The 21767-nt window shown below is 67.7% G+C and carries 23 protein-coding genes; 14 read left to right on the forward strand and 9 right to left on the reverse strand.

What is annotated here, in order from left to right; all coding sequences use genetic code 11:
• Nucleotides 1-28: 28 nt before the first annotated feature.
• On the forward strand, nucleotides 29-703 hold the full coding sequence (locus EDC64_RS12615) for an outer membrane protein (RefSeq protein ID WP_132031821.1): 675 nt from the start codon (nucleotides 29-31) through the stop codon (nucleotides 701-703).
• A gap of 16 nt (nucleotides 704-719) precedes the next feature.
• Here EDC64_RS12615 and EDC64_RS12620 read toward each other — a convergent pair whose 3' ends face one another.
• Both EDC64_RS12620 and EDC64_RS12625 read right to left on the reverse strand, forming a co-directional pair.
• A complete protein-coding gene (locus EDC64_RS12620; RefSeq protein WP_132031823.1) occupies nucleotides 720-1130 on the reverse strand; it encodes a response regulator in 411 nt (136 codons plus the stop codon).
• Nucleotides 1127-1528 (reverse strand): response regulator, encoded by a 402-nt coding sequence (locus EDC64_RS12625; RefSeq protein ID WP_132031825.1) that lies wholly within the window; start codon nucleotides 1526-1528, stop codon nucleotides 1127-1129. The genes EDC64_RS12620 and EDC64_RS12625 overlap by 4 nt, the downstream gene beginning before the upstream one ends.
• A gap of 195 nt (nucleotides 1529-1723) precedes the next feature.
• Between EDC64_RS12625 and EDC64_RS12630 the strand changes: the two genes are divergently transcribed.
• From EDC64_RS12630 to EDC64_RS12650, 5 genes are all read left to right on the forward strand, one after another.
• The gene (locus tag EDC64_RS12630; RefSeq protein ID WP_132031827.1) at nucleotides 1724-2530 is read left to right on the forward strand and encodes an ABC transporter permease; all 807 of its coding nucleotides are present in this window, start codon (nucleotides 1724-1726) and stop codon (nucleotides 2528-2530) included.
• A gap of 92 nt (nucleotides 2531-2622) precedes the next feature.
• Entirely contained in the window at nucleotides 2623-3444 is an 822-nt protein-coding gene (locus tag EDC64_RS12635; RefSeq protein ID WP_132031829.1) for an ABC transporter ATP-binding protein, read from the forward strand.
• Nucleotides 3444-4829, forward strand: coding sequence for an enolase-like domain-containing protein (locus EDC64_RS12640; protein ID WP_132031831.1), 1386 nt, complete (start codon nucleotides 3444-3446; stop codon nucleotides 4827-4829). The genes EDC64_RS12635 and EDC64_RS12640 overlap by 1 nt, the downstream gene beginning before the upstream one ends.
• A complete protein-coding gene (locus tag EDC64_RS12645) occupies nucleotides 4826-5179 on the forward strand; it encodes a cupin domain-containing protein (protein WP_132031833.1) in 354 nt (117 codons plus the stop codon). The genes EDC64_RS12640 and EDC64_RS12645 overlap by 4 nt, the downstream gene beginning before the upstream one ends.
• Nucleotides 5179-6342 carry a dihydrodipicolinate synthase family protein gene (locus EDC64_RS12650; protein ID WP_245504676.1) on the forward strand — a complete coding sequence of 388 codons (1164 nt, stop codon included), beginning with the start codon at nucleotides 5179-5181 and terminating at the stop codon, nucleotides 6340-6342. Before EDC64_RS12645 ends, EDC64_RS12650 begins: the two co-directional genes overlap by 1 nt.
• 36 nt (nucleotides 6343-6378) lie before the next feature.
• Here EDC64_RS12650 and EDC64_RS12655 read toward each other — a convergent pair whose 3' ends face one another.
• Entirely contained in the window at nucleotides 6379-7152 is a 774-nt protein-coding gene (locus EDC64_RS12655; protein WP_132031837.1) for a ferredoxin--NADP reductase, read from the reverse strand.
• A gap of 164 nt (nucleotides 7153-7316) precedes the next feature.
• On the opposite strand from EDC64_RS12655, the gene EDC64_RS12660 reads away from it, so the two are divergent.
• Together EDC64_RS12660 and EDC64_RS12665 are read left to right on the forward strand one after the other, a co-directional pair.
• Nucleotides 7317-8921: an acyl CoA:acetate/3-ketoacid CoA transferase gene (locus EDC64_RS12660; RefSeq protein WP_245504677.1), complete on the forward strand. Its 1605-nt coding sequence runs from the start codon at nucleotides 7317-7319 to the stop codon at nucleotides 8919-8921.
• Nucleotides 8922-8953: 32 nt separating this feature from the next.
• The gene (locus EDC64_RS12665; RefSeq protein WP_245504678.1) at nucleotides 8954-9709 is read left to right on the forward strand and encodes a TetR/AcrR family transcriptional regulator; all 756 of its coding nucleotides are present in this window, start codon (nucleotides 8954-8956) and stop codon (nucleotides 9707-9709) included.
• Nucleotides 9710-9719: 10 nt separating this feature from the next.
• Here the strand turns inward: EDC64_RS12665 and dnaJ are convergent, their stop codons facing one another.
• The 3 genes from dnaJ to dnaK all read right to left on the reverse strand — a co-directional run bounded on the left by dnaJ (nucleotide 9720) and on the right by dnaK (nucleotide 13903).
• The gene (gene dnaJ / locus EDC64_RS12670; protein WP_132031839.1) at nucleotides 9720-10862 is read right to left on the reverse strand and encodes a molecular chaperone DnaJ; all 1143 of its coding nucleotides are present in this window, start codon (nucleotides 10860-10862) and stop codon (nucleotides 9720-9722) included.
• A 38-nt stretch (nucleotides 10863-10900) separates the two neighbouring features.
• Nucleotides 10901-11896, reverse strand: a complete 996-nt coding sequence (locus EDC64_RS12675) for an SGNH/GDSL hydrolase family protein (protein ID WP_132031841.1) — start codon at nucleotides 11894-11896, stop codon at nucleotides 10901-10903.
• A 72-nt stretch (nucleotides 11897-11968) separates the two neighbouring features.
• Nucleotides 11969-13903, reverse strand: a complete 1935-nt coding sequence (gene dnaK, locus EDC64_RS12680) for a molecular chaperone DnaK (protein ID WP_274594952.1) — start codon at nucleotides 13901-13903, stop codon at nucleotides 11969-11971.
• A gap of 171 nt (nucleotides 13904-14074) precedes the next feature.
• On the opposite strand from dnaK, the gene pncA reads away from it, so the two are divergent.
• The 3 genes from pncA to EDC64_RS12695 all read left to right on the forward strand — a co-directional run bounded on the left by pncA (nucleotide 14075) and on the right by EDC64_RS12695 (nucleotide 16785).
• Nucleotides 14075-14734, forward strand: coding sequence for a bifunctional nicotinamidase/pyrazinamidase (gene pncA, locus EDC64_RS12685; protein WP_132031845.1), 660 nt, complete (start codon nucleotides 14075-14077; stop codon nucleotides 14732-14734).
• A gap of 389 nt (nucleotides 14735-15123) precedes the next feature.
• Nucleotides 15124-15747, forward strand: coding sequence for an alpha-ketoglutarate-dependent dioxygenase AlkB family protein (locus EDC64_RS12690; protein ID WP_132031847.1), 624 nt, complete (start codon nucleotides 15124-15126; stop codon nucleotides 15745-15747).
• 72 nt (nucleotides 15748-15819) lie between these two features.
• A complete protein-coding gene (locus EDC64_RS12695) occupies nucleotides 15820-16785 on the forward strand; it encodes a hypothetical protein (RefSeq protein ID WP_132031849.1) in 966 nt (321 codons plus the stop codon).
• 47 nt (nucleotides 16786-16832) lie between these two features.
• Here EDC64_RS12695 and grpE read toward each other — a convergent pair whose 3' ends face one another.
• Entirely contained in the window at nucleotides 16833-17453 is a 621-nt protein-coding gene (gene grpE, locus EDC64_RS12700) for a nucleotide exchange factor GrpE (protein ID WP_132031851.1), read from the reverse strand.
• Between the two features lie 87 nt (nucleotides 17454-17540).
• A complete protein-coding gene (gene hrcA, locus EDC64_RS12705; protein ID WP_132031853.1) occupies nucleotides 17541-18626 on the reverse strand; it encodes a heat-inducible transcriptional repressor HrcA in 1086 nt (361 codons plus the stop codon).
• 127 nt (nucleotides 18627-18753) lie between these two features.
• On the opposite strand from hrcA, the gene rph reads away from it, so the two are divergent.
• The 3 genes from rph to hemW are packed head-to-tail and all read left to right on the forward strand — an operon-like array spanning nucleotide 18754 to nucleotide 21352.
• Nucleotides 18754-19467, forward strand: a complete 714-nt coding sequence (gene rph / locus EDC64_RS12710) for a ribonuclease PH (RefSeq protein ID WP_132031855.1) — start codon at nucleotides 18754-18756, stop codon at nucleotides 19465-19467.
• Entirely contained in the window at nucleotides 19467-20120 is a 654-nt protein-coding gene (gene rdgB / locus EDC64_RS12715; RefSeq protein ID WP_132031857.1) for an RdgB/HAM1 family non-canonical purine NTP pyrophosphatase, read from the forward strand. Before rph ends, rdgB begins: the two co-directional genes overlap by 1 nt.
• Nucleotides 20117-21352 (forward strand): radical SAM family heme chaperone HemW, encoded by a 1236-nt coding sequence (gene hemW / locus EDC64_RS12720; RefSeq protein WP_132031859.1) that lies wholly within the window; start codon nucleotides 20117-20119, stop codon nucleotides 21350-21352. Before rdgB ends, hemW begins: the two co-directional genes overlap by 4 nt.
• Before the next feature lie 12 nt (nucleotides 21353-21364).
• Here the strand turns inward: hemW and EDC64_RS12725 are convergent, their stop codons facing one another.
• Complete coding sequence (locus EDC64_RS12725; protein WP_132031861.1) at nucleotides 21365-21640, reverse strand: metal-sensitive transcriptional regulator; 276 nt, start codon at nucleotides 21638-21640, stop codon at nucleotides 21365-21367.
• Between the last annotated feature and the right edge of the window lie 127 nt (nucleotides 21641-21767).

Here is a 21767-nt window from a genome sequence, read left to right on the forward strand (position 1 = left end):
CCGCCCAGATGCGGCACCGGACGCCGCCATGCCCCCGCTTCACCCCCGTCTTTCCACCGCCGCCGTGTTGATTGCCACCGTTGCGGGCGCGGGCGCGCCTGCCCGGGCTGCTGATCCGATCCTGTCGGAACTCGGCCGGCCGGGGGATTTTACGCTCGCGGCACCCGAACTCGACGAGGCCGGCGCGGCGCTGGCCGGCTGGTATCTGCGGGCGGATATCGGCGCGAATTTCGTGTCCCGCGACGCCGTCCACCAAGCCGGCCTCGGCGCTCCCGACGGCCAGAGGGGATGGACCGCCGGCGCGGGCGTCGGATATCGGGTCGTGCCGCACATCCGCACCGACCTCACGTTGGACTATCTGACAGGAGGTTCGGCGCGGGCCCTTTCCCTGATGGGCAATGTCTATTGGGACATCGCCACTGTGGCGGGCCTCACACCCTATGTCGGAGCCGGTGCGGGGATCGGGTGGACGAAGTCCAACGGCTTCGCCTTCGCACCTCTCGATGTGGACGGCTGGAGCTTTGGCTGGAATGTCTCCGCCGGCATCGCCTGGACGCCGGCCCCGCAGGTCAGCCTCGACGCCGGTTACCGCTTCCTCGATTTCGGCACGCCCTCCAATTCGATGCCCGCGCTCTGGGGGGTGTCGCTGTCTGGACGCCAGGCGCACCAAGTGCGCATCGGTTTTCGCTACGCTCTCAATTGAACCGTCCGCCGCCGGCTCAGGCCTTGCGCGTTCGCGCGGCGGCAAGCCGCTTGATTTCGTCGAGCACGAGCTGCGGCTCATAGGGCCGCGCCAGATGGGGCCCCTCCTCGCAGAGATCCGATGCCTCGTTCACCGCCTTGCTCGGCGTCCCCGCGAGAACCACGTCCAGCGCGGGAAAGCGGGTGCGCATCTCGCGGGCAAAGGAAAAGCCGGTCAATGTCCCGGGCGCGCCCATGTCGATCAGCAGCGTGTCCACCGCAGGGTCGCCATGTTCGAGGATCGCGCGCGCCTCGTCCGAGGACGCCGCCTCGACCACCTGATAGCCGCAATGACGCAAATATTCCGCGAGGACGTGACGCACCACGACGTCGGCGTCCAGCAACAGCACGCACGGGCGCCGTTCGGCCTGCGTCGGATCCGCCGTCATTCGCCTTCCTCCTTCGGCAGCAAAGTTCCGATCATCGCGATCAGCTGATCCGGCAGATAGGGCTTCGGCAGAAAGCCCGAGACCCATGCCAGCGCCACCCTCTCGAGGTGACCGGAGGTAACGACCACCGGCAGAAAGGGACGCTCCTGTTTCAGCCTCCGGGCGAACTGAAGACCGTCGACTGCGCCGGGCATGCGCACGTCGGTAAAGACGAGATCGATGCCGAGGCCGACTTCGAGCACGGCCAGCGCCTCCTCGACGTTCGCCGCCTCCACCGCGACGAATCCTTCGTCACGCAGGGCCTCGCAGACCGCGAGCCGCACGAGCGCCTCGTCCTCGACAACAAGAATCGTGGCTGGCCGCCGGTTTTGACCGGAATTTTCCAGAGCGCGTCTCATCTCCCCCGCCTGCTCCCCGATGTGCACAATTCCGGAGCGGGCCTACGGTTCCGCCTGCTGCGATATTTCTCGCGGCTTTCGGCGGCCACCGGGTGGAATTAAGGGCTGGGGGCGCTATTGACGCGCTCGCCGGGCTTCTATTAACTATCGAGTTAATAAAGGTGCAAAGAGCACCGGCTCCAGGGAGGAGCGTTCATGACCCAAGCGAAACGCCGCTCGGTCTGGGACAGGCTGCAGGCACCCTGGGTGCGTCCGGCGCTGTTTCTGATCGGCCTCATCGTCCTTTGGGATGCGGCCATCCATCTGTTCGGCATTCCGGCCTATCAAGTGCCCTCGCCGCTCGACGTCATCGTCACGCTCTATCAGGAGTGGCCGCTGCTGCTCCGAGAGGCGGTTCCGACCACCACAGCGACGATTGCCGGCTTCGTCCTCTCTGCCGTCTTCGGCATCCCGATCGCGATGCTGATCGCCTCGTCCAAGACGGTCGAGAGCTATGTCTATCCGCTGCTGGTCTTCTCCCAGTCGATTCCCAAGATCGCGATCGCGCCCCTGTTCGTGGTGTGGTTCGGCTTCGGGATTTTCCCCAAGGTGATCTCGGCCTTTCTGCTCGGCTTCTTCCCGGTCGTGGTGGCTGCCGTCCAAGGCTTCAAGTCCGTCGATCCGGACCTTCTGGACCTTGCCCGGGCGATGGAGGCGAAGCGTTTCCAGACGTTTCGCATGGTGAGCCTGCCCTTCGCCACGCCGGCCATCTTCGCCGGGCTGAAAGTGTCCGTGACGCTCGCGGTGGTCGGCGCGGTGGTCGGCGAGTTCGTCGGCTCCAATTCCGGCATCGGCTACGTGCTGCAGCGCTCCATCGGCAATTTCGAGCTGCCCATGATGTTTGCGGCCCTGGTCGTCCTGTCCCTGATCGGCGTGATCCTGTTCTGGTTCGTGGATGTGGTCGAGCGCCTCGTCATCCCCTGGCATGCCAGCCAGAGGCGGGATTTCCTGGTCGCCGCCTGAGGCGGAATTCCCGGCGGCGAAGGCGGCCGGGTGCGATGAGCCGGGCGGCACGCCGCCCAGACGGTCACGGTTGGTCGCGCGAGGAAGAGTGCATGTCCCGACCCTATTTGCGGCTCGCCAGCGAAGCTCCGGCGCCCCTCAGCGCCAGTCCCATCATCGAGATGCGCGGGGTTTCCAAGACCTACCGCACCCGAGATGGCGACGTGCCGTCGTTGAAGCCGATCGACTTCACCATCAATGAAGGCGAGTTCCTGGTCGTCGTCGGCCCGTCGGGATGCGGCAAGTCCACCCTCCTGAAAATGGTCGCGGGGCTGCTGCCGCCGAGTGCGGGCGAGATCCGCGTCGAGGGCCGAACCATCACCAAGCCGCATCCCGGCGTCGGCGTGGTGTTCCAGCAGCCTCTTCTGCTTCCCTGGCGCAGCGTTTTCGCGAACGTGATGATGCCGGTCGAGGTGAAGGGTCTCGACCGCACAATCTATGGCCGGCGTGCCACCGAGCTGCTCGAAATGACCGGCCTCGGCGACTTCGCCAACAAATATCCCTGGCAGCTCTCCGGCGGCATGCAGCAGCGCGCCTCGATCTGCCGCGCCCTCGTGCACGATCCCAAGATCGTCCTCATGGACGAACCGTTCGGCGCCCTCGACGCGATGACCCGCGAAAAGATGAACGTCGAACTCCAGCGCATCCAGAGCACGACCGGCAAGACCGTTCTGTTCATCACCCATTCCATCCCCGAGGCGGTGTTCCTCGCCGACCGGGTCCTGGTGATGAGCGAACGGCCCGGAACCATTGCCGCGGTCTACGAGGTCGGGCTCGAACGGCCCCGCACGCTCGACGTGATGGCCGATCCCCGCTTCGTTGCGCTGACCCAGAAGATCCGCCACCATTTCTACGCCCAAGGCGGCCTCGACTGATGGACGCGCCCCGGCTCCGCGTCCGCGACATCGCGCTGTTCGAGCGCCGGGTCCCCTTCCGCACGCCGTTCCGGTTCGGCGCCGTCACCGTCGAGAGCGCCGCCCAGGCCTTTGTCCGGGTCGAAGTCGAGCTGGCGGATGGGCGCCGCGCAATCGGCGGAACCGCCGAGCTGATGGTGCCGAAATGGTTCGATAAACGACCGCATCTCACCGCCGAGGAGACGGTCGAGGGCCTTCGGGCGGCGCTACGACTGGCCCGGTCTTTCTATCTCGATGCGGGGACGGACACCGCTTTCGGCCTGCATGCTGCGATCCACGACGCCCACAAGGCGAACTGCACAGCCGCCGGACTTCCGGCGCTCGCCGCCGCCTTCGGTCCAGCCGAGATCGACAAGGCCATCCTCGACGCCGTGCTGCGGGCGCTCGGCCTTTCGGTGTTCGACGGCCTGCATGCCAACGTCGCCGGCCTCGATGCGCGTCTGTCGCCGGACCTGTCCGACACGGGGCTCACAGCCTTCCTCGCCGGCCGCCGGCCGCTTGCCCGCGTCGCGCTGCGCCATACGGTCGGGATGATGGATCCGCTCGACGGTCCCGAAGGCATCGCGGCGCTCGGCGACCGAGAGAACGCCCGCTTCTTCAAGATCAAGCTCTCCGGCGCGCTCGATGCCGACCGCGACCGGCTTCGCGCCCTCGCCGCCCGGCTTCCGGAGGAGAGCGCGGTTTCGCTCGATGCCAACGAACAATATGCGGATCCGGCGGCGCTCTCCGCGCTGGGCGATCTGATTGCGCGAGATCCCACCCTCGCCCGGCTCCGCGGTCGCCTGCTCTATCTCGAACAGCCGCTGCCGCGGGACCTGACCTTCGCCGCGCCTTTGCCCGCTCTGCCCTGTCCCGTCATCATCGACGAGGCGGACGATTCCTATGGCGCCTTCCCGGCGGCGCGCGGGCTCGGCTATGCCGGCGTGTCCTCCAAATCCTGCAAGGGGATCTACAAGTCGCTGGTGAACGGCGCGCGCGCCGCCCAGTCCGGCGGCTTCCTCACGGCGGAAGATCTGACCTGCCAGGCGGGTCTCGCCGTGCAGCAGGACACCGCCCTCGCCGCCTTTCTCGGCCTCGCCCATGCCGAGCGCAACGGCCACCATTATGCCGACGGCTTTGCCGGGGGGGCTGAGGCCGATGCCTTCCTCGCCGCCCATCCCGGCCTCTATCTGCGGACGCCGGACGGAATCCGGCTCGCGACCGCGTCCGGCGCCCTGGACATCGCGCCGCTCGCGGGACCGGGCTTCGCCTGCGCCGTCCATCCGGACTGGTCGCGCCTGCCGCCGCTGAAGGCGGCGGCCCCCGTTTCGAGGCGCGCCGACGCACGCGCCGGGGAGGATGCATGAGCCCGCAGCCCGCCAACTACATGATCGCCCGCCTCGATACGGTGCCCGCCGTGCCCTGCCCGTGCGGGTTCGCGCGCCGCGCCTTCGCGAGCCCGGACAACACGACCGCGACGGTCCACCTCACCGACATTACCGAGGATGCGCGGGTCCACTACCACAAGCACATGACCGAGATTTACGTCATATTGGAGGGCGAGGGCGAGATGGAGCTGGACGGCGAACGCGTGCCGGTCTCGCCCCTGACCTCGATCTTCATCAAGCCGGGATGCCGCCACCGCGCCATCGGGCGCATGCGCATCCTAAACATTCCCGTGCCTGCGTTCGATCCTCAAGACGAATGGTTCGACTGATGCCCGCGATCCATCTGCCCACCGCTTCCGGCCGCCTGGAGGCCTATCGCACCGGCGCCGCCTCGCCGTTCCCGACCCGGCAGTCCGGTCCGTTCACCCGCATCGCCTTCGCGGCCGCCCATGTGGTGGCCGATCCGCTCCGATCGGAAAATCCCTGGCTCGACGCGGCGATCGACTGGGACCGCACGATCGCCTATCGCGAACACCTCTGGGACCTCGGTTTCCAGGTCGCCGAAGCGATGGACACCGCGCAGCGCGGCATGGGGGTCGATTGGCCGACCTCGCTGGACTTGATCCGCCGCTCGGTCGCCGCCGCGAAGGCGCGGGGCGCGGGGGTCTATTCCGGCGCGGGCACCGACCATCTCGCGCCGGAGGCGGCGCGCACGCTCGAGGACGTGATCCACGCCTATGAGGAGCAGATCGCCGCGATCGAGGCGGTCGGCGGGCGTATCATCCTCATGGCTTCGCGCGCGCTCGCGCGGGTCGCGCGCGGCGCCGAGGATTATGGCTTCGTCTATGACCGGGTGCTGTCGCAAGTGCGCGAGCCGGTCATCATCCATTGGCTGGGAGACATGTTCGATCCCGCCCTCGCCGGCTATTGGGGCACCCGGGCGCCGCAGGCAGCGCAGGACACGGCCCTCGACGTGATCAACCGCAACGCAGCCAAGGTGGACGGGGTCAAGGTCTCGCTGCTCGACAAGGATTTCGAGATCGCGATGCGCCGCCGTCTCGTTCCAGGCGTGCGCATGTATACCGGCGACGACTTCAATTATGCCGAACTCATCGCCGGCGACGCGCAGGGGTATTCGGACGCGCTGCTCGGCATTTTCGACGCGATCGCCCCGGCCGCCTCCGCGGCGCTGACGGCTTTGGCTGCGGGAGATGAGGAGCGCTTCCACGGCATTCTCGCGCCCACCGTGCCGCTCTCGCGCCACATCTTCCAGGCGCCGACGCGCTTCTACAAGACCGGCATCGTCTTCATGGCCTATCTCAACGGCCACCAGGATCATTTCACGCTGGTCGGCGGCCAGGAGAGCGCGCGCTCCACCCTGCACCTCGCGGAATTGTTCCGCCTCGCCGATGCGGCGGGCCTGCTGCGCGATCCCGATCTTGCGGCGGCACGCGCGCGGCCGGTCTTCGCGGCGCACGGCATCGCCGCCTGACGGCCCGGATCGGGCCACCGGCGGCGGCGGCTCGTCCTATTTCTCGACGAAGGCCTTTTCGATCACGAAATGGCCGGGCTCGGACATGCTGCCTTCCCTGAAGCCCTGGGCGTCCAAGAGACCGCGCACGTCCTTCAGCATGGCCGGGCTTCCGCACATCATCACGCGGTCGCTTTCGATGTCGAGCGGCGGCAGACCGAGATCGGCATACAGCTTCCCCGACGCCATCAGGTCGGTGATCCGCCCGGTATTGCGGAAGGCCTCGCGCGTCACGGTCGGATAATAGATCAGCTTCTCCTGCACCGCCGGACCGAGAAATTCGTCCTCCGGCAGATCGCGGGTGATGAGATCCTCGTAAGCGAGTTCGGACACCGTGCGGCAGCCATGGACGAGCACGACCTTCTCGAACCGCTCATAGGTCGCCGGGTCGCGGATGATGCTCATGAAGGGCGCGAGACCGGTGCCTGTGCCGAGCAGATAGAGATGTCGGCCCGGCAGGAGATTATCGTGGATCAGCGTGCCCGTCGGCTTGCGTCCGACCAGGATCGTGTCGCCCACCTTCAGGTGCTGGAGGCGCGAGGTGAGCGGGCCGTTCTGGACCTTGATCGAGAAGAATTCGAGCTGCTCGTCATGGTTCGGCGAGACCATGGAATAGGCCCGGACCAGCGGGCGGCCTTCCACTTCGAGGCCGATCATCGTGAACTGGCCGTTGATGAAGCGCAGGCTGCGGCTGCGCGTGGTGCGGAAGGAGAACAGCGTGTCGGTCCAGTGATGGACGGAGAGCACGGCTTCGTGGTCGAAATTGCTCATGGTCGGTACCGGATGGCGTTGCGATGGACTCGGCGCAGGCCGCGGCGGGCGGACGAATTGACCGTCTCAGGTCGGCAGCTATATAACTAACTAGTGAGTTACACAAGATGAGAGACCCGCTCGCCTTTCATACCGGCGGCGAAGCGCGGCGTTGGGAGGCTTCGATGGGAATGCGGGTGGTCAGCGCCGAGGATGCGGCGCGTATGGTCCAATCGGGGGACACCCTGCTCATCGGCGGCTCCGGCGGCGGCCATGCCGTGCCGGACGCCCTGATCGCGGCGATCGCTGCGCGCTTCCAGGCGGAGGGCGCCCCGCGCAATCTCACCACCGTTCATCCGGTCGGCCTCGGCGACCGCAAGACACGCGGGATCGGCCATCTCGCCCATGACGGTCTTTTAAAGCGCGTGGTGTGCGGGACTCTGGTCGATTCCCCGCCCGTGGAACGGATGGCGCTCGAGGATCGCGTCGAGGCCTATACCCTTCCGCAGGGCGCGCTGTCCCAGCTCACCCGCGAAATGGCGTCCGGCCGGCCCGGCCTCGTGACCCATGTCGGTCTCAACACCTTCGTCGACCCCCGGCTGGGCGGCGGCCGCCAGAGCCCCAGCGCAACCGAGGACCTGGTCGAACTGGTCCAGCTCGCCGGGCGGGAATGGCTGTTCTTCAAGCCCTTCGTGCCGGACGTCGCGCTGCTGCGCGGCACCACGGCGGACGAGGACGGCAATGTGACGATGGAGCAGGAGGCGATCTTCGGCGAGATGATCTCGATGGCCCAGGCGACGCGGCGGGCCGGCGGCACCGTGATCGTCCAGGTGAAGCGCCTCGCCCGGCGCGGCACGCTCAATCCCAAGCAGGTCAAGATCCCCGGCATCCTGGTGGATCTGGTCGTGGTCGAGCCGGCGCAGACCCAGACCTATGTCTCCGACTACAACCCGGCTTATGCGGGGGAGCTCAAGATCCCCCTGTCCGCCATCGATCCTTTGCCCTTCGATCCGCGCAAAGTCATCGCCCGTCGGGCGGCCCTGGAACTCTATTCCGGTGCCGTCTGCAATCTCGGCTCCGGCATTTCGACCGGGATCGCGACCGTCGCGGCCGAAGAGGGCTGCCTCGACGCAATCACGCTCACCAATGAGCAGGGTCTGATCGGCGGCGCGCCGGCCTCAGGGAACGAGGTCGGCGCCAGCCGCAACTATCACGCGATGATCGACCAGCCCTATCAGTTCGACTTCTACGACGGCGGCGGGCTCGACCTCGCCTTCCTCTCTTTCGCGGAAGTCGACGCGGACGGCAGCGTGAACGTCTCGCGCTTCTCGGACCGGATCATCGGCCCGGGCGGCTTCATCAACATCTCGCAGAATGCCAAGAAGGTGATCTTCTCCGGCACCTTCACCTCCGGCGGGCTCGACATCGTCTGGCCCGAGGGCCGCACCGCGATCCGCCGCGAGGGGCGTGACCGAAAGTTCGTCGCCGCGCTCCAGCAACTCACCTATAGCGGCCGGTACGCCAACAGCATCGGCCAGGAGGCGCTGTATGTCACCGAGCGTGCGGTGTTCCGGCGCAATCCCGCCGGCCGTCTGGAGCTGAGCGAGGTCGCACCCGGCATCGACCTCGCCCGCGACGTCCTGGAGCAGATGGCCTTCCGCCCGGCCATCGCCCAAGACCTGCGGACGATGGACGCGGGGCTGTTTCGCCCCGGCCCGATCGGGCTTGAACAGCGCCTGAAGCTGGCGCAACCTCCCGCCCATGCGTCCCGGTCGCGACTCAGCGCCTGAGTGCGCGCGAGCCCGCTTCCCCGAAAGGCCCGATGACCGTCCCCGATCCCGCCACCCGCCGGAAGCCCGCCCCCCGCGCCAAGCCCTCGGGCGCGCAGAGCGGCGATGCGCCGGCCGGCACGGGGAAAGACGGGCGGCCCGCCGGTGCGAAGCCGGCGGTGCGCGAGGTGGTGACGCGCGACGCCGACAAGACGCGGATGCGGATCCTCGAAGCCGCGCAGGCCGAGTTCGCCCGAAAGGGGCTCGCCGGGGCGCGGGTCGATCTGGTCGCCGAGGAGGCCGGCGCCAACAAGCGCATGATCTATTATTATTTCGGCAGCAAGGAGGACCTCTATGTCGCGGTCCTCGAGCGCGTCTATACCGACATGCGCGTCGCCGAGGCGGAGCTCGAACTCGAGGACCTGCCGCCGGTGGCGGCGATCACCCGCTTGGTCGAATTCAAGTTCGACTATCCCGCCGCCCATCCCCATCTCATTACGCTGCTCAACGGCGAGAACATGCTGGGCGGGGAATATCTGCGCCGGTCGACGCGGCTGCGGGAGATGCAGATTTCACTGATCGAGCGGCTGAAGGCGATCCTCGCCCAGGGGGCGCAGGACGGGTCCGTCCGATCGGGCATCGACCCGCTGCACCTCTATATGACCATCTCGGCGATCAGCTATTTCTACTTCTCCAACACGCCGACCCTCTCCACCGCCTTCGGCCGCGACCTCGCTACCCCCGAGGAGCGGGCGATCCGGCGGCGCCACGTCGTGGAGGTGGTCACGCGCTTCATCGCGGCGGCGTGATCCGCGCGCTTCAGTCGTCCGAAGCGCCCTGGAAAAAATCCTTCATCTTGGCGAAGAAGCCGTTGGATTCCGGATGGGTGTCGGAGGAGCATTCGCGCTCGAATTCCGCCAGCAGGTCCCTCTGGCGCTTGGTGAGGTTCTGGGGGGTCTCGACGACGACCTGAACGTACATGTCGCCGAACGTGCGCGACCGCAGCACCGGCATTCCCTTGCCGGCGAGCCGCAACTGCTTGCCGGACTGCGTCCCCTCGGGGATGCGCACCTTGGTCTTCTCGCCGTCCATGGCCGGCACCTCGACGGTACCGCCGAGCGCGGCGGTCACCATCGAGATCGGCGCCCGGCAGTAAAGGTCCGCCCCCTCGCGCTGGAAGAAGGGGTGCGGCTCGATCGACAGGAAGATATAGAGGTCCCCCGGCGTGCCGCCGCGCATGCCGGCCTCGCCCTCGCCGCCGAGCCGGATGCGCGTGCCGTCCTCGACCCCGGCCGGAATCTGAACCGACAGGTTGCGCTCGCGCGTCACCCGTCCCGCGCCGCCGCACGACGTGCAGGGATCCTCGATCAGGCTGCCCCGGCCCTGGCAGGCGGGACAGGTGCGCTCCAGCGTGAAAAAGCCCTGGGCGTGGCGGATCTTCCCGGCCCCGCCGCAGGTCCGGCAGACCTTGGGCTGGGTGCCGGGCTTGGCGCCGGTTCCCGAACATGTTTCGCACACCACGGAGGTCGGGATGCGGATCTCGGCCGTCTTGCCGGCATAGGCCTCTTCGAGGCTGATCTCCATATTATAGCGCAGGTCCGCCCCGCGCCCACGGCCGCCCGATGCGCCACGCGCCCGCCCGCCCATCTGTCCACCGAACAGATCGTCGAAAATGTCGGCGAAGGTCGAGGCGAAGTCGGAGCCGAACCCCGGCCCGCCCGGCCCGCCCATGCCGTTCTCGAACGCGGCGTGGCCGAACCGATCATAGGCCGCGCGCTTCTGCGGGTCCTTCAAGACCTCATAGGCCTCGCTGACTTCCTTGAATTGAACCTCCGCCTCCGCATTGCCCGGATTGCGGTCGGGATGCCATTTCATCGCAAGCTTGCGATAGGAAGCTTTCAGCACCGTCTCATCGGCGCCGCGCTCGCAGCCGAGAACCTCGTAATAATCGCGCTTCGCCATGGCTTCCTACATGCTGTCTCTCGTTCCGGCCGGAACGCTTATAAGGCGGGGGCCGCACGGCAGGAATCGGGCTGTCCGGCGGCAAGCTCGGCCAGAACCCCGATCACACCCGAGGTGAGCGCGCCTTCGAGAACCGCTTGACCCGCCGCCGTCAGGTGGATGCCGTCGCGATAGAGGGTTTCCCCGCCAGGCGGGTTCCGCTCCACCGGCCCGAGATCCAGATAAGCAGCGCCGCCGGCAAGTGCAATCTCTCGCAGCCTTTCCCCGTCCTTTATCTCGTCTGGCGGCGCGTCCCCGCTCAGCTCCTCGAGGGTCCGGTGATGGAGCACGACGACCTGCTTCGTCTTGCTCCGCGCCTCCGCCAGGAGGTCGGTGAGGATCGCCTCGGCCGCCTTTGGGTCGTCCACCCCGGGCCGCGCGATCCCCTCCTCCGGAACCGGCAGGAATTGAGCGACGAAGGGGACATAGCGGGGAAGATACCGCTCGACCGCCTCGAACAGTGCGAGCGGCGGCGCCTGGGCGGGGAAATTCGGCCCCATGTCCGGGTGGAACGCCGCACGCTGATGGAGATCATGCGTGCTGAGGACGAACACCGCGACGTCGGCGTCGAACCATCCGAACCGCTCAAGATAGGCCTTCTGGTGCTCCGGGGCCCATCCGCCGGCCGAGATATTGGCGACCCAAATTGGCCGACGAAGCGCGTCCGCGAGCTTGCGCTCGGCGACCGACGTTGCGATGACCCTTTGGTCGACCACGGCCCCGCCGTTGAGCACACTGTCCCCGACGACGAGAACCCGGAATTCGCAGGGCTCCTTCGTCGGCGAGGGATCGCGCGCCCGCATGCCGTAGGCGTTCACGGAATAGACCATGCCAAACCGCTGATAGGTTTGAGACGGTTTGAGGAGATAATCGACCTTCGGGTCTCGGACGGACAAGGGCGGATCTCCCAGCCCCAGCCCCAGTCGCAGGACCATTTCCGTTCCGAAGATCAGCAGCAGGAGGGCGCCGCCCCCCAAAAGCCAAACCCTGCGCATGAAAGCCCCCCGACCTTACGGCCGGGGGAATATCACACGTCAGATCTCGGCATCCAAAGCCCGACCTTGTGATCAGGCCGACTTCTTCTTGTCGTCGTCGACTTCGGTGAACTCCGCATCCACCACGTCGTCCGGCTTCGCGTCGGGCTGCGGGCCGCCGCTCTGCTGGGAGGCGTACATCGCTTCGCCCAGCTTGAGGGACGCCTGCGCGAGCACCTGGGTCTTTGCCTGAATGGCGTCGACATCGCCGCCTTCCAGCGCCGTCTTCAGTTCGGCGAGCGCCGTTTCGATCGCGCCCTTCTCCGCCGCGCCGACCTTGTCGCCGTGCTCGGCGAGGGCCTTTTCGGTGGAGTGGACGAGCGCCTCGCCGTGATTCTTGGCTTCCGCCAAGGCGCGGCGCTTCTTGTCCTCGGCCGCGTGGCTCTCGGCGTCCTTCACCATCTTCTCGATGTCGGCGTCATTGAGCCCGCCCGAGGCCTGGATGCGGATCTGCTGCTCCTTCCCGGTGCCCTTGTCCTTCGCAGAGACCTGGACGATGCCGTTGGCGTCGATGTCGAAGGTCACTTCGATCTGCGGCACGCCGCGCGGCGCCGGCGGGATCCCCAGCAGGTCGAACTGGCCGAGGATCTTGTTGTCCGCCGCCATTTCGCGCTCGCCCTGGAACACGCGGATCGTCACCGCGGTCTGGCCGTCCTCCGCGGTCGAGAACACCTGGGACTTCTTGGTCGGGATCGTGGTGTTGCGGTCGATCAGGCGCGTGAACACACCGCCCAGCGTCTCGATGCCCAGCGAGAGCGGGGTCACGTCGAGCAGCAGCACGTCCTTCACGTCGCCCTGCAGCACGCCCGCCTGGATCGCGGCGCCGATGGCGACCACCTCGTCCGGATTGACGCCCTTATGGGGCTCCTTGCCGAAGAACTGCTTCACCATCTCCTGGACCTTCGGCATGCGGGTCATGCCGCCGACCAGGACCACTTCGTCGATCTGCGCGGCGGACAGGCCGGCATCCTTCAGCGCGAGCCGGCACGGCTCCATGGTCCGCTGGATCAGGTCGTCCACCAGGGCCTCGAACTTGGCGCGGGTGAGCTTCATCGTCAGATGCTTCGGCCCGGAGGCGTCGGCGGTGATGAAGGGCAGGTTGATCTCGGTCTGGGTCGCGGACGACAATTCGATCTTCGCCTTCTCTGCGGCCTCCTTGAGGCGCTGCAGGGCGAGCTTGTCGTTGCGCAGGTCGATGCCCTGCTCCTTCTTGAACTCGTCGGCGAGATAATTGACGAGCCGCATGTCGAAGTCTTCGCCGCCCAGGAACGTGTCGCCGTTCGTGGACTTCACTTCGAACACGCCGTCGCCGATCTCGAGCACCGACACGTCGAACGTGCCGCCGCCGAGGTCATAGACCGCGATGGTGCCGGTGTTCTTCTTGTCGAGGCCGTAAGCGAGCGCGGCCGCGGTCGGCTCGTTGATGATCCGCAGCACGTCCAGGCCCGCAATCCGGCCGGCATCCTTGGTGGCCTGACGCTGGGCGTCGTTGAAATAGGCGGGGACGGTGATGACCGCCTTCTCGACCTTCTCGCCGAGGAACGATTCGGCCGTCTCCTTCATCTTCTGAAGGATGAAGGCGGAAATCTGCGACGGCGAATATTTCTTGCCGTCCGACTCGACCCAGGCGTCGCCATTGTCGGCGCGGACGATCTTGTAGGGGACGAGCTTCTTGTCCTTCTCGACGGTCGGGTCCTCGTAGCGGCGGCCGATCAGGCGCTTCACTGCGAAGAAGGTGCGCTCGGGATTGGTGACGCCCTGCCGTTTCGCCGGCTGGCCTACCAGCCGTTCGCCATCCTCGGTGAAGGCGACGATGGACGGCGTGGTCCGCGCGCCCTCGGCATTCTCGATGACTTTCGGGGAGGCCCCCTCCATCACCGCAACGCAGGAATTGGTGGTGCCGAGGTCGATGCCGATAATCTTGGCCATGTACTTCTCCTTGTCGGCAGACCGGCCGGGCCTGTGCAGCGCCCGCCAGGGATCCTGCGGGCCCCTCCCGCTTTTCTCCGCCGGCCCCCGTTGAAATAGGGTACGTCGTGGTCACGACGTTCGTGGCGGATATAGGAGGGGTGATTTGCCGCCGCAAGGCGTGTCCGGCGCCGCTCCGCCGGTTTTTCAAAGCTTCGTGAGGTTGCACCCATGCCGTTTCCAGGCGCCCCTCTTCTGAACGCCGGCGAAGACCCGCGCAGCGTTCTCGTGGCAGTCGATCTCCAGGGGGATTTCCTGCCCGGCGGGAGTCTCGGGGTGCCCGATGGCGACGCCATCCTGCCGCTCGCGAACCGCGTCGCCGCGCATTTCCGCAATCTGGTCCTGACCCAGGATTGGCATCCGCCGCGCCACGTTTCCTTCGCCTCTTCCCACCCCGGCCGACACCCCCTCGAGCGCATCGCTCTGCCCTACGGACCGCAGATCCTCTGGCCGGACCATTGCGTCCAGGGCACGCTCGGCGCACGGCTCTCCGACGCGCTCGACATGCCCCATGCCCAGATGATCGTCCGCAAGGGCGTGCATCCCACGATCGACAGCTATTCGACCTTCTATGAGGCCGATCGGACGACGCCGACCGGGCTCGTCGGATACCTGCGCGAGCGGTCCATCGAACGGGTCTATCTCCTCGGGCTCGCGACCGATTTCTGCGTTGCGTGGTCGGCGGTCGACGCCGTGCGCGCCGGATTCCGCACCTTCGTCATCGCCGATGCGTGCCGCGCCATCGATGTCGACGGCTCGCTCGCCCGCGCCCATACCGACATGGCCGAAGCCGGCGTGCGGATCATCGGCTCGGCCGATCTCGGGCTGTGAGGGTTGCGCCCGCCTGTCCTCCGGGCGGGCGCTAGAGAGCGAACGAGTTTGGTTCACTCCCTGACCGCCCTTAAGATGCGAGGTGTCGAAATAAGCCGCACAATTCCCCCGGAAAATGCTGATTCTGCCACAGAAACGCTTCTGCTTTCCCGCTCCGCCAGGGCGACACATGCGGTGCCACGACCTCCATTTCGTTCCGGAACCGGGCGCGTGCGCAGGGATTGATGACAGGCGTTTGGACGGGGACCGCCCGGACGATGCTCCCGCTTCCGCGACGCGCGAGCGTCCCACACCTGTTGCGCGCCGTCGACGCGACGCGCCGACGGCACCGGCACGCCATGACACCCCCAAGAGACCCCAAGTCACCCCCAGCCGGAGATCTGGCTTCGATGCAGCAGGCGCTCGAACTGCAACCCGGGTGCCTCTGGTGGCCCGGCTTTCTCGACCGGGCGGCGCAGGAGGCGCTGCTTGCGGATGTTCGCACCGCGCTCGCCGCCGCGCCGCTCTTCACCCCCAGCATGCCGCGCACCGGCCAGCCCTTTTCGGTGCGGATGAGCAATTTCGGGCCGCTGGGCTGGGTCTCGGACGAGGCCGGCTATCGCTATCAGAGCTTTCACCCCGACACCCGCGCCCCCTGGCCGGCCATGCCGGAGGCCCTGATTGCGGCGTGGCGTGCGCTCGCGGGCGATGATGCCCCGCCGCCCGAGGCCGGCCTCATCAATTGGTACGAGCCCGGCACGCGGATGGGTCTGCATCAGGACCGCGACGAGCGCGATCTCACCGCCCCGGTTCTCTCGCTGTCGCTCGGCGATACCGCGGTGTTTCGGATCGGCGGCGCCCAGCGGCGGGATCCGACGCGCTCGATCCGCCTCGCATCCGGCGACGCCTTGCTGCTTTCGGGCCCGAGCCGGCTCGCCTTCCACGGCGTCGACCGCATCATTCCCGGCACCTCGACCCTGATCGGGCCACCCGGCCGCTTCAATCTCACGCTGCGGCGGGTCACGCCGCCCTGATGTCGCCGTCGTGACGCCGTGCGACGCGCCGCGTCACGCTTCCGCCCGCTTTGCCCGACAAGAGGCTGGATCATGTTTCGGGAGACTGCCATGCGCCTCGCGCTCGCCCTCGCCGCCCTCGTTTTGTCCGGCGGCCTCGCCGCGGCGGCCGATCCGGTCTTTCCCAAGGGCAGTACGGTCGGTCTCGTGCCGCCGGTCGGCATGGTGGAAAGCCATGCGTTTTCCGGCTTCCAGGATGCCGCGACCCAGTCCTCCATCCTGATCGTGGAGATGCCGCCTCAGGCCTATGAGCAGGTCGCTGCCGGCTTCACCGACGCGGCCTTGGCGACCAAGGGGATCACCGTCGAGTCCCGGGGCACGCTCGCTTTGGGAGATCCGGCGCTGAAGGACGCCAAGACGCTGCTGGTCACCGGCCGCCAGCAGGCCGGCAGCCTCGCCGCGCGCAAATGGGTGCTGCTCGCCGGCACCGACCAGGCGACGGCGCTGGTGACGATTCAGGTCCCCGTGGGGACGGGTGACGCTCTGACCGACGAGAAGGTGCGCGAGACCCTCGCGACCCTCGCCTTCCGTCCGCCGCCCTCGGCCGAGGACCTGCTCGCGACTCTGCCGTTTCGGTTGGGCGACCGCTCCGGCTTCCGGCTGGTGAAGGTGGTGGGGAATTCCGCCGCGATCCTGACCGACGGTCCGAAGGATGTGATCGACGGGGCGGAACAGCCCATCTTCGTCGCGGGCGTCGCAGCCGGCAATCCCCGGGAGGACGATCGGCGCCAATTCGCGCTGCGGGCCTTGTCCTCGGTGCCGGGGGTGAAGGACATGCGCATCGAACGCGCCGAAGCGATGCGCATTGCCGGCCAGCCCGGATTCGAGATCCTCGCCGACGGCAAGGACATGGGCGGCCAGGACGACGTCAAAATCGTGCAATGGCTGCGCTTCGGGCAGAACGCCCACCTGCGCATGGTGGCGATCGTAAAAACCGGGGATTTTCCGGAGATCTACCCCCGCCTGCGCGCGATCCGCGACGGCGTCACGACCAACTGAAAAGGGGCCGGATCGCCCGGCCCCGCCTCATCCGACCGCTCGGTCGCTCAGACCTGCTGGCCGGAATCCGAACCCGCTTTTGCGGGCGCCGCCTTCGGGCCGCCGCGCGAAACGCCGACCATCGCCGGCCGCAGCACCCGATCGCCGATCACATAGCCGGACTGCACCACCTGGACGACGGTTCCTGCCGGCACGCTTTCGTCCGGCACCTCGAACATCGCCTGGTGCAGGTTGGGATCGAAGCGCCCGCCCATCGGATCGATCTTGCGGATGCCGTGCTTTTCGAGCGCCTTGTGCAGGCCGCGCTCGGTCAGTTCGAGACCGTCGAGCAGGGATTTGAAGCCGCCTTCGGCGGTTTCCGCCGCCTGGGTATCGACGGTGCCGAGCGCGCGCGACAAATCGTCCGCGACGTTCAGGACGTCCCGGGCGAAGGCGGCGATGCCATAGGTCTTGGCGTCGGCGATCTCCTTCTCGGCGCGCCGCCGGATATTTTCCGCTTCGGCGAAGGCCCGCAGAAACTTGTCCTTGAAGGCCGCGATTTCACCCTCCAGGCGCTCGCGCTCCGCCCGGAAGGTCTCTGCCGCGCCCAGTTCTTCCATCTCGGCGATTTCGGGATCGACCGCCGGATTGGAGCCGTGGGCCTCGGGCGTGCCACCCTTCTCGCTCATGCGCGTCACCTCATTCTTGACTGGTCCGCAGCTCCGGCCACGGGGAACACGATTTCGCCACGCATATCGGGGCGGCTCCGGCAAAAATCAAGCCGCATCGGTGCCGGGCGCACCGAGGACGCGGCTGACCACGCGCGCGGTGAAGTCCACCATGGGGACGATGCGGCCATAATTGAGCCGCGTCGGACCGATCACACCGAGCACGCCCACCACCCGCCCCTGCCCGTCGCGATAGGGCGCGACGATGGTCGAGGAGCCGGACAGCGAGAACAGCTTGCTCTCCGATCCGATGAAGATGCGCATGCTCTGCGCCTCCTCGGCGAGGCCGAGCAGATCGACCAGTTCGCGCTTGGATTCCAGGTCGTCGAACAGCAGGCGGATGCGCTCCAGATCCTCGAGCGCCCGCAAATCCTCCAGCAGCTTGGCCTGGCCGCGCACGATCAGGCGGCGTTCGGAGGCTTCCCCGCCGGACCAGGAGGCGAGCCCGGCCTCCACCACGCGGGCGGTCAGATCGTCGAGTTCGCCGTGCAATTCATGCAGCAGCGTCTCCATTTCCCCGCGCGCCTCGCGCAAGGTGCGGCCGCGCACCCGGGCGTTGAGAAAATTGCTCGCTTCCACCAGAGCGGAGGCCGGAAGTCCGGTCGGCAAGGGGAGGACCCGGTTCTCCACCTGCCCGTCTTCCGACACCAGGATGACCAGCGCGCGCGACGGATCGAGCGGGACGAATTCCACATGTTTGAGGCGGGGATCGGTCTTGGTGGTCGTCACCACGCCCGCCCCGCGCGACAGGCCCGACAGCAGCGAGGACGCCTCCTGCAGCACCCCGTCGACCGTATAGCCCTTGCCCGCCGCCGCCACCTGCGCCTCGATCGAGGAGCGGTCCCGTTCGCTGACGTCGCCGATCTCCAGCAGCGCGTCGACGAAAAAGCGCAGGCCGAGATCGGTCGGCAGGCGCCCGGCGCTGGTGTGCGGGGCGTAGATCAGACCCGCCGCCTCGAGGTCCGCCATCACGTTGCGGACCGAGGCGGGAGACAGCGTCATCGGGATGAGGCGCGAAATGTTGCGCGACCCGACCGGCTCCCCGGTCGCGAGATAGCTTTCGACGATCTGCCGGAAAATCTCCCGGGCGCGCTCGTCGATCTGGGCCAGGGGAGCGGTCAAAAGCGGCAGCATCTCGTCGAATGGCCCCGGAGAGTGCGAAGATCTTATATGTGTCCACTCGCGGGTCGGCATTCAAGCTTCCATGCCGTGCGCTGGCGCACTAAAAGAGGCGCCCGCGATTATGAAAAAGGTTTCCCTTATGCGCCCGAGCCGCCGCGCCAGCGATGAAATGCGTGCCGTTTCCTTCGAACGGGGCGTGCTGCGCCACGCGGAGGGGTCCTGCCTGGTGAAATTCGGCGATACCCACGTTTTGGTGGCCGCGACTTTGGAAGAGCGCTTGCCGCCGTGGCTGAAGGGGCAAGGCCGCGGCTGGGTGACGGCGGAATATTCCATGCTGCCGCGCGCCACGCTGGAGCGCACACGGCGCGAGGCGACGCAGGGCAAGCAGTCCGGCCGCACCCAGGAGATCCAGCGCCTGATCGGCCGCTCGCTGCGCTCGGTGACCGACCTCGTCGGCCTCGGCGAACGCCAGATCACGCTCGATTGCGACGTCATCCAGGCCGATGGCGGCACCCGTACCGCCGCGATCACCGGCGCCTGGGTGGCGCTGCACGATTGCCTGTCCTGGATGAAGTCGCGCTCGATGCTCCGCGAGCTGCCGCTGCGCCAGCACGTCGCCGCGGTCTCATGCGGCATCTATGAGGGCAAGCCCGTGCTCGACCTCGATTATGCCGAGGACAGCGTGGCCGAGACCGACGCCAATTTCGTCATGACCGGCGAAGGCGGCATCGTCGAGATCCAGGGTACCGCCGAAAAGACCCCCTTCTCCCAGGACGAACTCCTCGCGCTGCTCGCCCTCGCCCGCTCCGGCGTCGACAAGCTGGTCGCCCTGCAGAAGCAGGCTGTCGGCTGATGCCGCACCGCCGTCTCACGGGTCGCGTCGTCATCGCCACCCACAATCCGGGCAAGCTGAAGGAGATGCAGGACCTTCTGGCGCCGCACGGGATCGAGGCGGTCTCGGCCGGCGCGCTGGAGCTGCCGGAGCCGGAAGAGACCGGGGACAGCTTCGCCGCCAATGCGCGGATCAAGGCGCAGGCGGCGGCGCGCGCCGCCGAGCTGCCCGCCTTCGCGGACGATAGCGGCCTGTGCGTCGACAGCCTCGGCGGCCAGCCGGGCATCTATTCGGCGCGCTGGGGCGGACCGGAGAAGGATTTCGAGATGGCCATGGACAATGTCCAGGCGCTGCTCGTGACGGTCGACGCGCTGACCGCCGACAGGCGCCGCGCACATTTCGTGTCCGCTTTGTGCGTCGCCTGGCCGGACGGCCATGTCGAGGAGTTCGAAGGCGTGGTGGACGGCACCCTGGTCTGGCCGCCGCGCGGCAAGAAGGGGTTCGGCTACGATCCGATGTTCGTGCCGGAAGGCTATACCCGCACCTTCGCCGAAATGACGGCGGAGGAGAAGCATTCCATGCCGCCCTTGGGGCTCGGCCTCTCGCACCGTGCCCGCGCCTTCCGCAAGCTCGCCGAAGCCTGCCTCGCGCCGCCGGCGGACGCCGCGGGATGAGCGCGCAGGGCGGCAGCGGCGTGGCCGACCGGCCTGCGGCGACGCCAAGTTCGGCGACGCCAAGTTCGGCGACGCCAGATCCGGCGCCGTCCGAGGGCGGCTTCGCGGTGTATGTGCATTGGCCGTTCTGCCGCGCCAAATGCCCCTATTGCGACTTCAACAGCCATGTCCGCCACGCGCCGCCCGACGAGGCCCGCTACCTCGCCGCCTTCCGCCGCGAACTCGCGCATATGCGCGCTCTGCACGGCCCGGCGCGGGCGGACACCGTCTTCTTCGGCGGCGGCACGCCCTCGCTGATGGCGCCGGCGACCGTCGCCGGCCTGATCGAGGCCATCGACGCGACCTTTCCCTTGGCCGGCGACGCCGAGATCACCCTCGAAGCCAATCCGACCAGCGTCGAGGCGGAGCGGTTCCGTGGCTATCGCGCGGCCGGCGTGAACCGGGTCTCGCTCGGCGTCCAGGCGCTCGACGATGCCGAACTCAAGGCGCTCGGGCGACAGCACACGGTCGAGGAGGCCTTGGCCGCCGTCGCGGTCGCGCGCGCCGTCTTCGCGCGGGTCTCGTTCGATCTGATCTATGCCCGCCCGCGCCAGCGGCCGGAGGACTGGGCGCGCGAACTCGCGCGGGCCATCGCCGAAGGCTGCGAGCATCTCTCGCTCTACCAGCTCACCATCGAGCCCGGCACCGCCTTCGAGCGGCTCTACGCGGCCGGCAAGCTGATCCTGCCCGACGACGAGCACGGCCGGGCGCTGTGGGACGTCACGCAGGAGATCACGGCGGCGGCCGGGCTGCCGGCCTATGAAATCTCCAACCATGCCCGCGAGGGCGCGCAGGCGCGGCACAATCTGGTCTATTGGCGCTACGGCACCTATGCCGGGATCGGCCCCGGCGCGCATGGCCGCCTCGCGGCGGGAACCGCCCGGCGCGCGACCTTGACCGAGCGCCATCCCGAGCTTTGGCTCCAGCGGGTCGAGACACAGGGTCACGGCATCGTCGGGGAGGACCTGCTCGCGCCGGACATCCAGGCCGACGAGCTGCTTCTCATGGGCCTGCGCCTCGCCGAAGGCATCGATCTCGCCCGCCATGCGCGGCTCGCCGGCGCGCCGATCGACGCGGCGCGCATCGCGATGCTGGAAGCCGAAGGCCTGGTCGTCCGCACCGGCGACCGGCTGCGCGCCACGCCGGCCGGCTTTCCCGTGCTCAATGCGGTGATTGCGGCGCTCGCGGGATAGGCGCTGCGCGGCCTATCGTTCCGACCGCACCAGCACGTCCATCAGTTCGGCGACCTTGCGGCTCTGCTCCTCGGCATCGCCGGAGCGGATCGCATGGGCGACGCAATGCGCCACATGGTCCCGCAGCACCTCCTCCTCCGCCCGCCGCAGCGCGGCACGCACGGCGGCGATCTGGGTGACGATGTCGATGCAATAGCGATCTTCTTCGACCATGCGCGCGATGCCGCGCACCTGGCCCTCGATGCGGCTGAGGCGTTTTGCGACGGCGGCTTTGGCGGTGGGTCCCATCGCTTGCCATATACCCCCTGCGGGTATAAAAGACAATCCACATACCCCCCTGGGGTGTTTCCGCTTTCAGGGCACCGAGGGCGCCGACTTGCGGCGCCGCAAAGCGAGGGCAGCCCGCTGGGGCTGT

The sequence above is a fragment of the Aquabacter spiritensis genome (assembly GCF_004346185.1).
Classification (GTDB): domain Bacteria; phylum Pseudomonadota; class Alphaproteobacteria; order Rhizobiales; family Xanthobacteraceae; genus Aquabacter; species Aquabacter spiritensis.

Coding starts and splice junctions, on each gene's coding strand:
- EDC64_RS12655 (WP_132031837.1), bottom strand. CDS start 7,152: ATGAGCAATTTCGACCACGAAGCCGTGCTCTCCGTCCATCACTGGACC.
- EDC64_RS12650 (WP_245504676.1), top strand. CDS start 5,179: ATGCCCGCGATCCATCTGCCCACCGCTTCCGGCCGCCTGGAGGCCTAT.
- dnaJ (WP_132031839.1), bottom strand. CDS start 10,862: ATGGCGAAGCGCGATTATTACGAGGTTCTCGGCTGCGAGCGCGGCGCC.
- EDC64_RS12665 (WP_245504678.1), top strand. CDS start 8,954: ATGACCGTCCCCGATCCCGCCACCCGCCGGAAGCCCGCCCCCCGCGCC.
- rph (WP_132031855.1), top strand. CDS start 18,754: ATGCGCCCGAGCCGCCGCGCCAGCGATGAAATGCGTGCCGTTTCCTTC.
- EDC64_RS12725 (WP_132031861.1), bottom strand. CDS start 21,640: ATGGGACCCACCGCCAAAGCCGCCGTCGCAAAACGCCTCAGCCGCATC.
- EDC64_RS12645 (WP_132031833.1), top strand. CDS start 4,826: ATGAGCCCGCAGCCCGCCAACTACATGATCGCCCGCCTCGATACGGTG.
- EDC64_RS12635 (WP_132031829.1), top strand. CDS start 2,623: ATGTCCCGACCCTATTTGCGGCTCGCCAGCGAAGCTCCGGCGCCCCTC.
- EDC64_RS12615 (WP_132031821.1), top strand. CDS start 29: ATGCCCCCGCTTCACCCCCGTCTTTCCACCGCCGCCGTGTTGATTGCC.
- EDC64_RS12690 (WP_132031847.1), top strand. CDS start 15,124: ATGCAGCAGGCGCTCGAACTGCAACCCGGGTGCCTCTGGTGGCCCGGC.
- EDC64_RS12695 (WP_132031849.1), top strand. CDS start 15,820: ATGTTTCGGGAGACTGCCATGCGCCTCGCGCTCGCCCTCGCCGCCCTC.
- EDC64_RS12640 (WP_132031831.1), top strand. CDS start 3,444: ATGGACGCGCCCCGGCTCCGCGTCCGCGACATCGCGCTGTTCGAGCGC.
- grpE (WP_132031851.1), bottom strand. CDS start 17,453: ATGAGCGAGAAGGGTGGCACGCCCGAGGCCCACGGCTCCAATCCGGCG.
- rdgB (WP_132031857.1), top strand. CDS start 19,467: ATGCCGCACCGCCGTCTCACGGGTCGCGTCGTCATCGCCACCCACAAT.
- EDC64_RS12625 (WP_132031825.1), bottom strand. CDS start 1,528: ATGAGACGCGCTCTGGAAAATTCCGGTCAAAACCGGCGGCCAGCCACG.
- EDC64_RS12620 (WP_132031823.1), bottom strand. CDS start 1,130: ATGACGGCGGATCCGACGCAGGCCGAACGGCGCCCGTGCGTGCTGTTG.
- pncA (WP_132031845.1), top strand. CDS start 14,075: ATGCCGTTTCCAGGCGCCCCTCTTCTGAACGCCGGCGAAGACCCGCGC.
- EDC64_RS12675 (WP_132031841.1), bottom strand. CDS start 11,896: ATGCGCAGGGTTTGGCTTTTGGGGGGCGGCGCCCTCCTGCTGCTGATC.
- EDC64_RS12630 (WP_132031827.1), top strand. CDS start 1,724: ATGACCCAAGCGAAACGCCGCTCGGTCTGGGACAGGCTGCAGGCACCC.
- hrcA (WP_132031853.1), bottom strand. CDS start 18,626: ATGCTGCCGCTTTTGACCGCTCCCCTGGCCCAGATCGACGAGCGCGCC.
- hemW (WP_132031859.1), top strand. CDS start 20,117: ATGAGCGCGCAGGGCGGCAGCGGCGTGGCCGACCGGCCTGCGGCGACG.
- EDC64_RS12660 (WP_245504677.1), top strand. CDS start 7,317: ATGGGAATGCGGGTGGTCAGCGCCGAGGATGCGGCGCGTATGGTCCAA.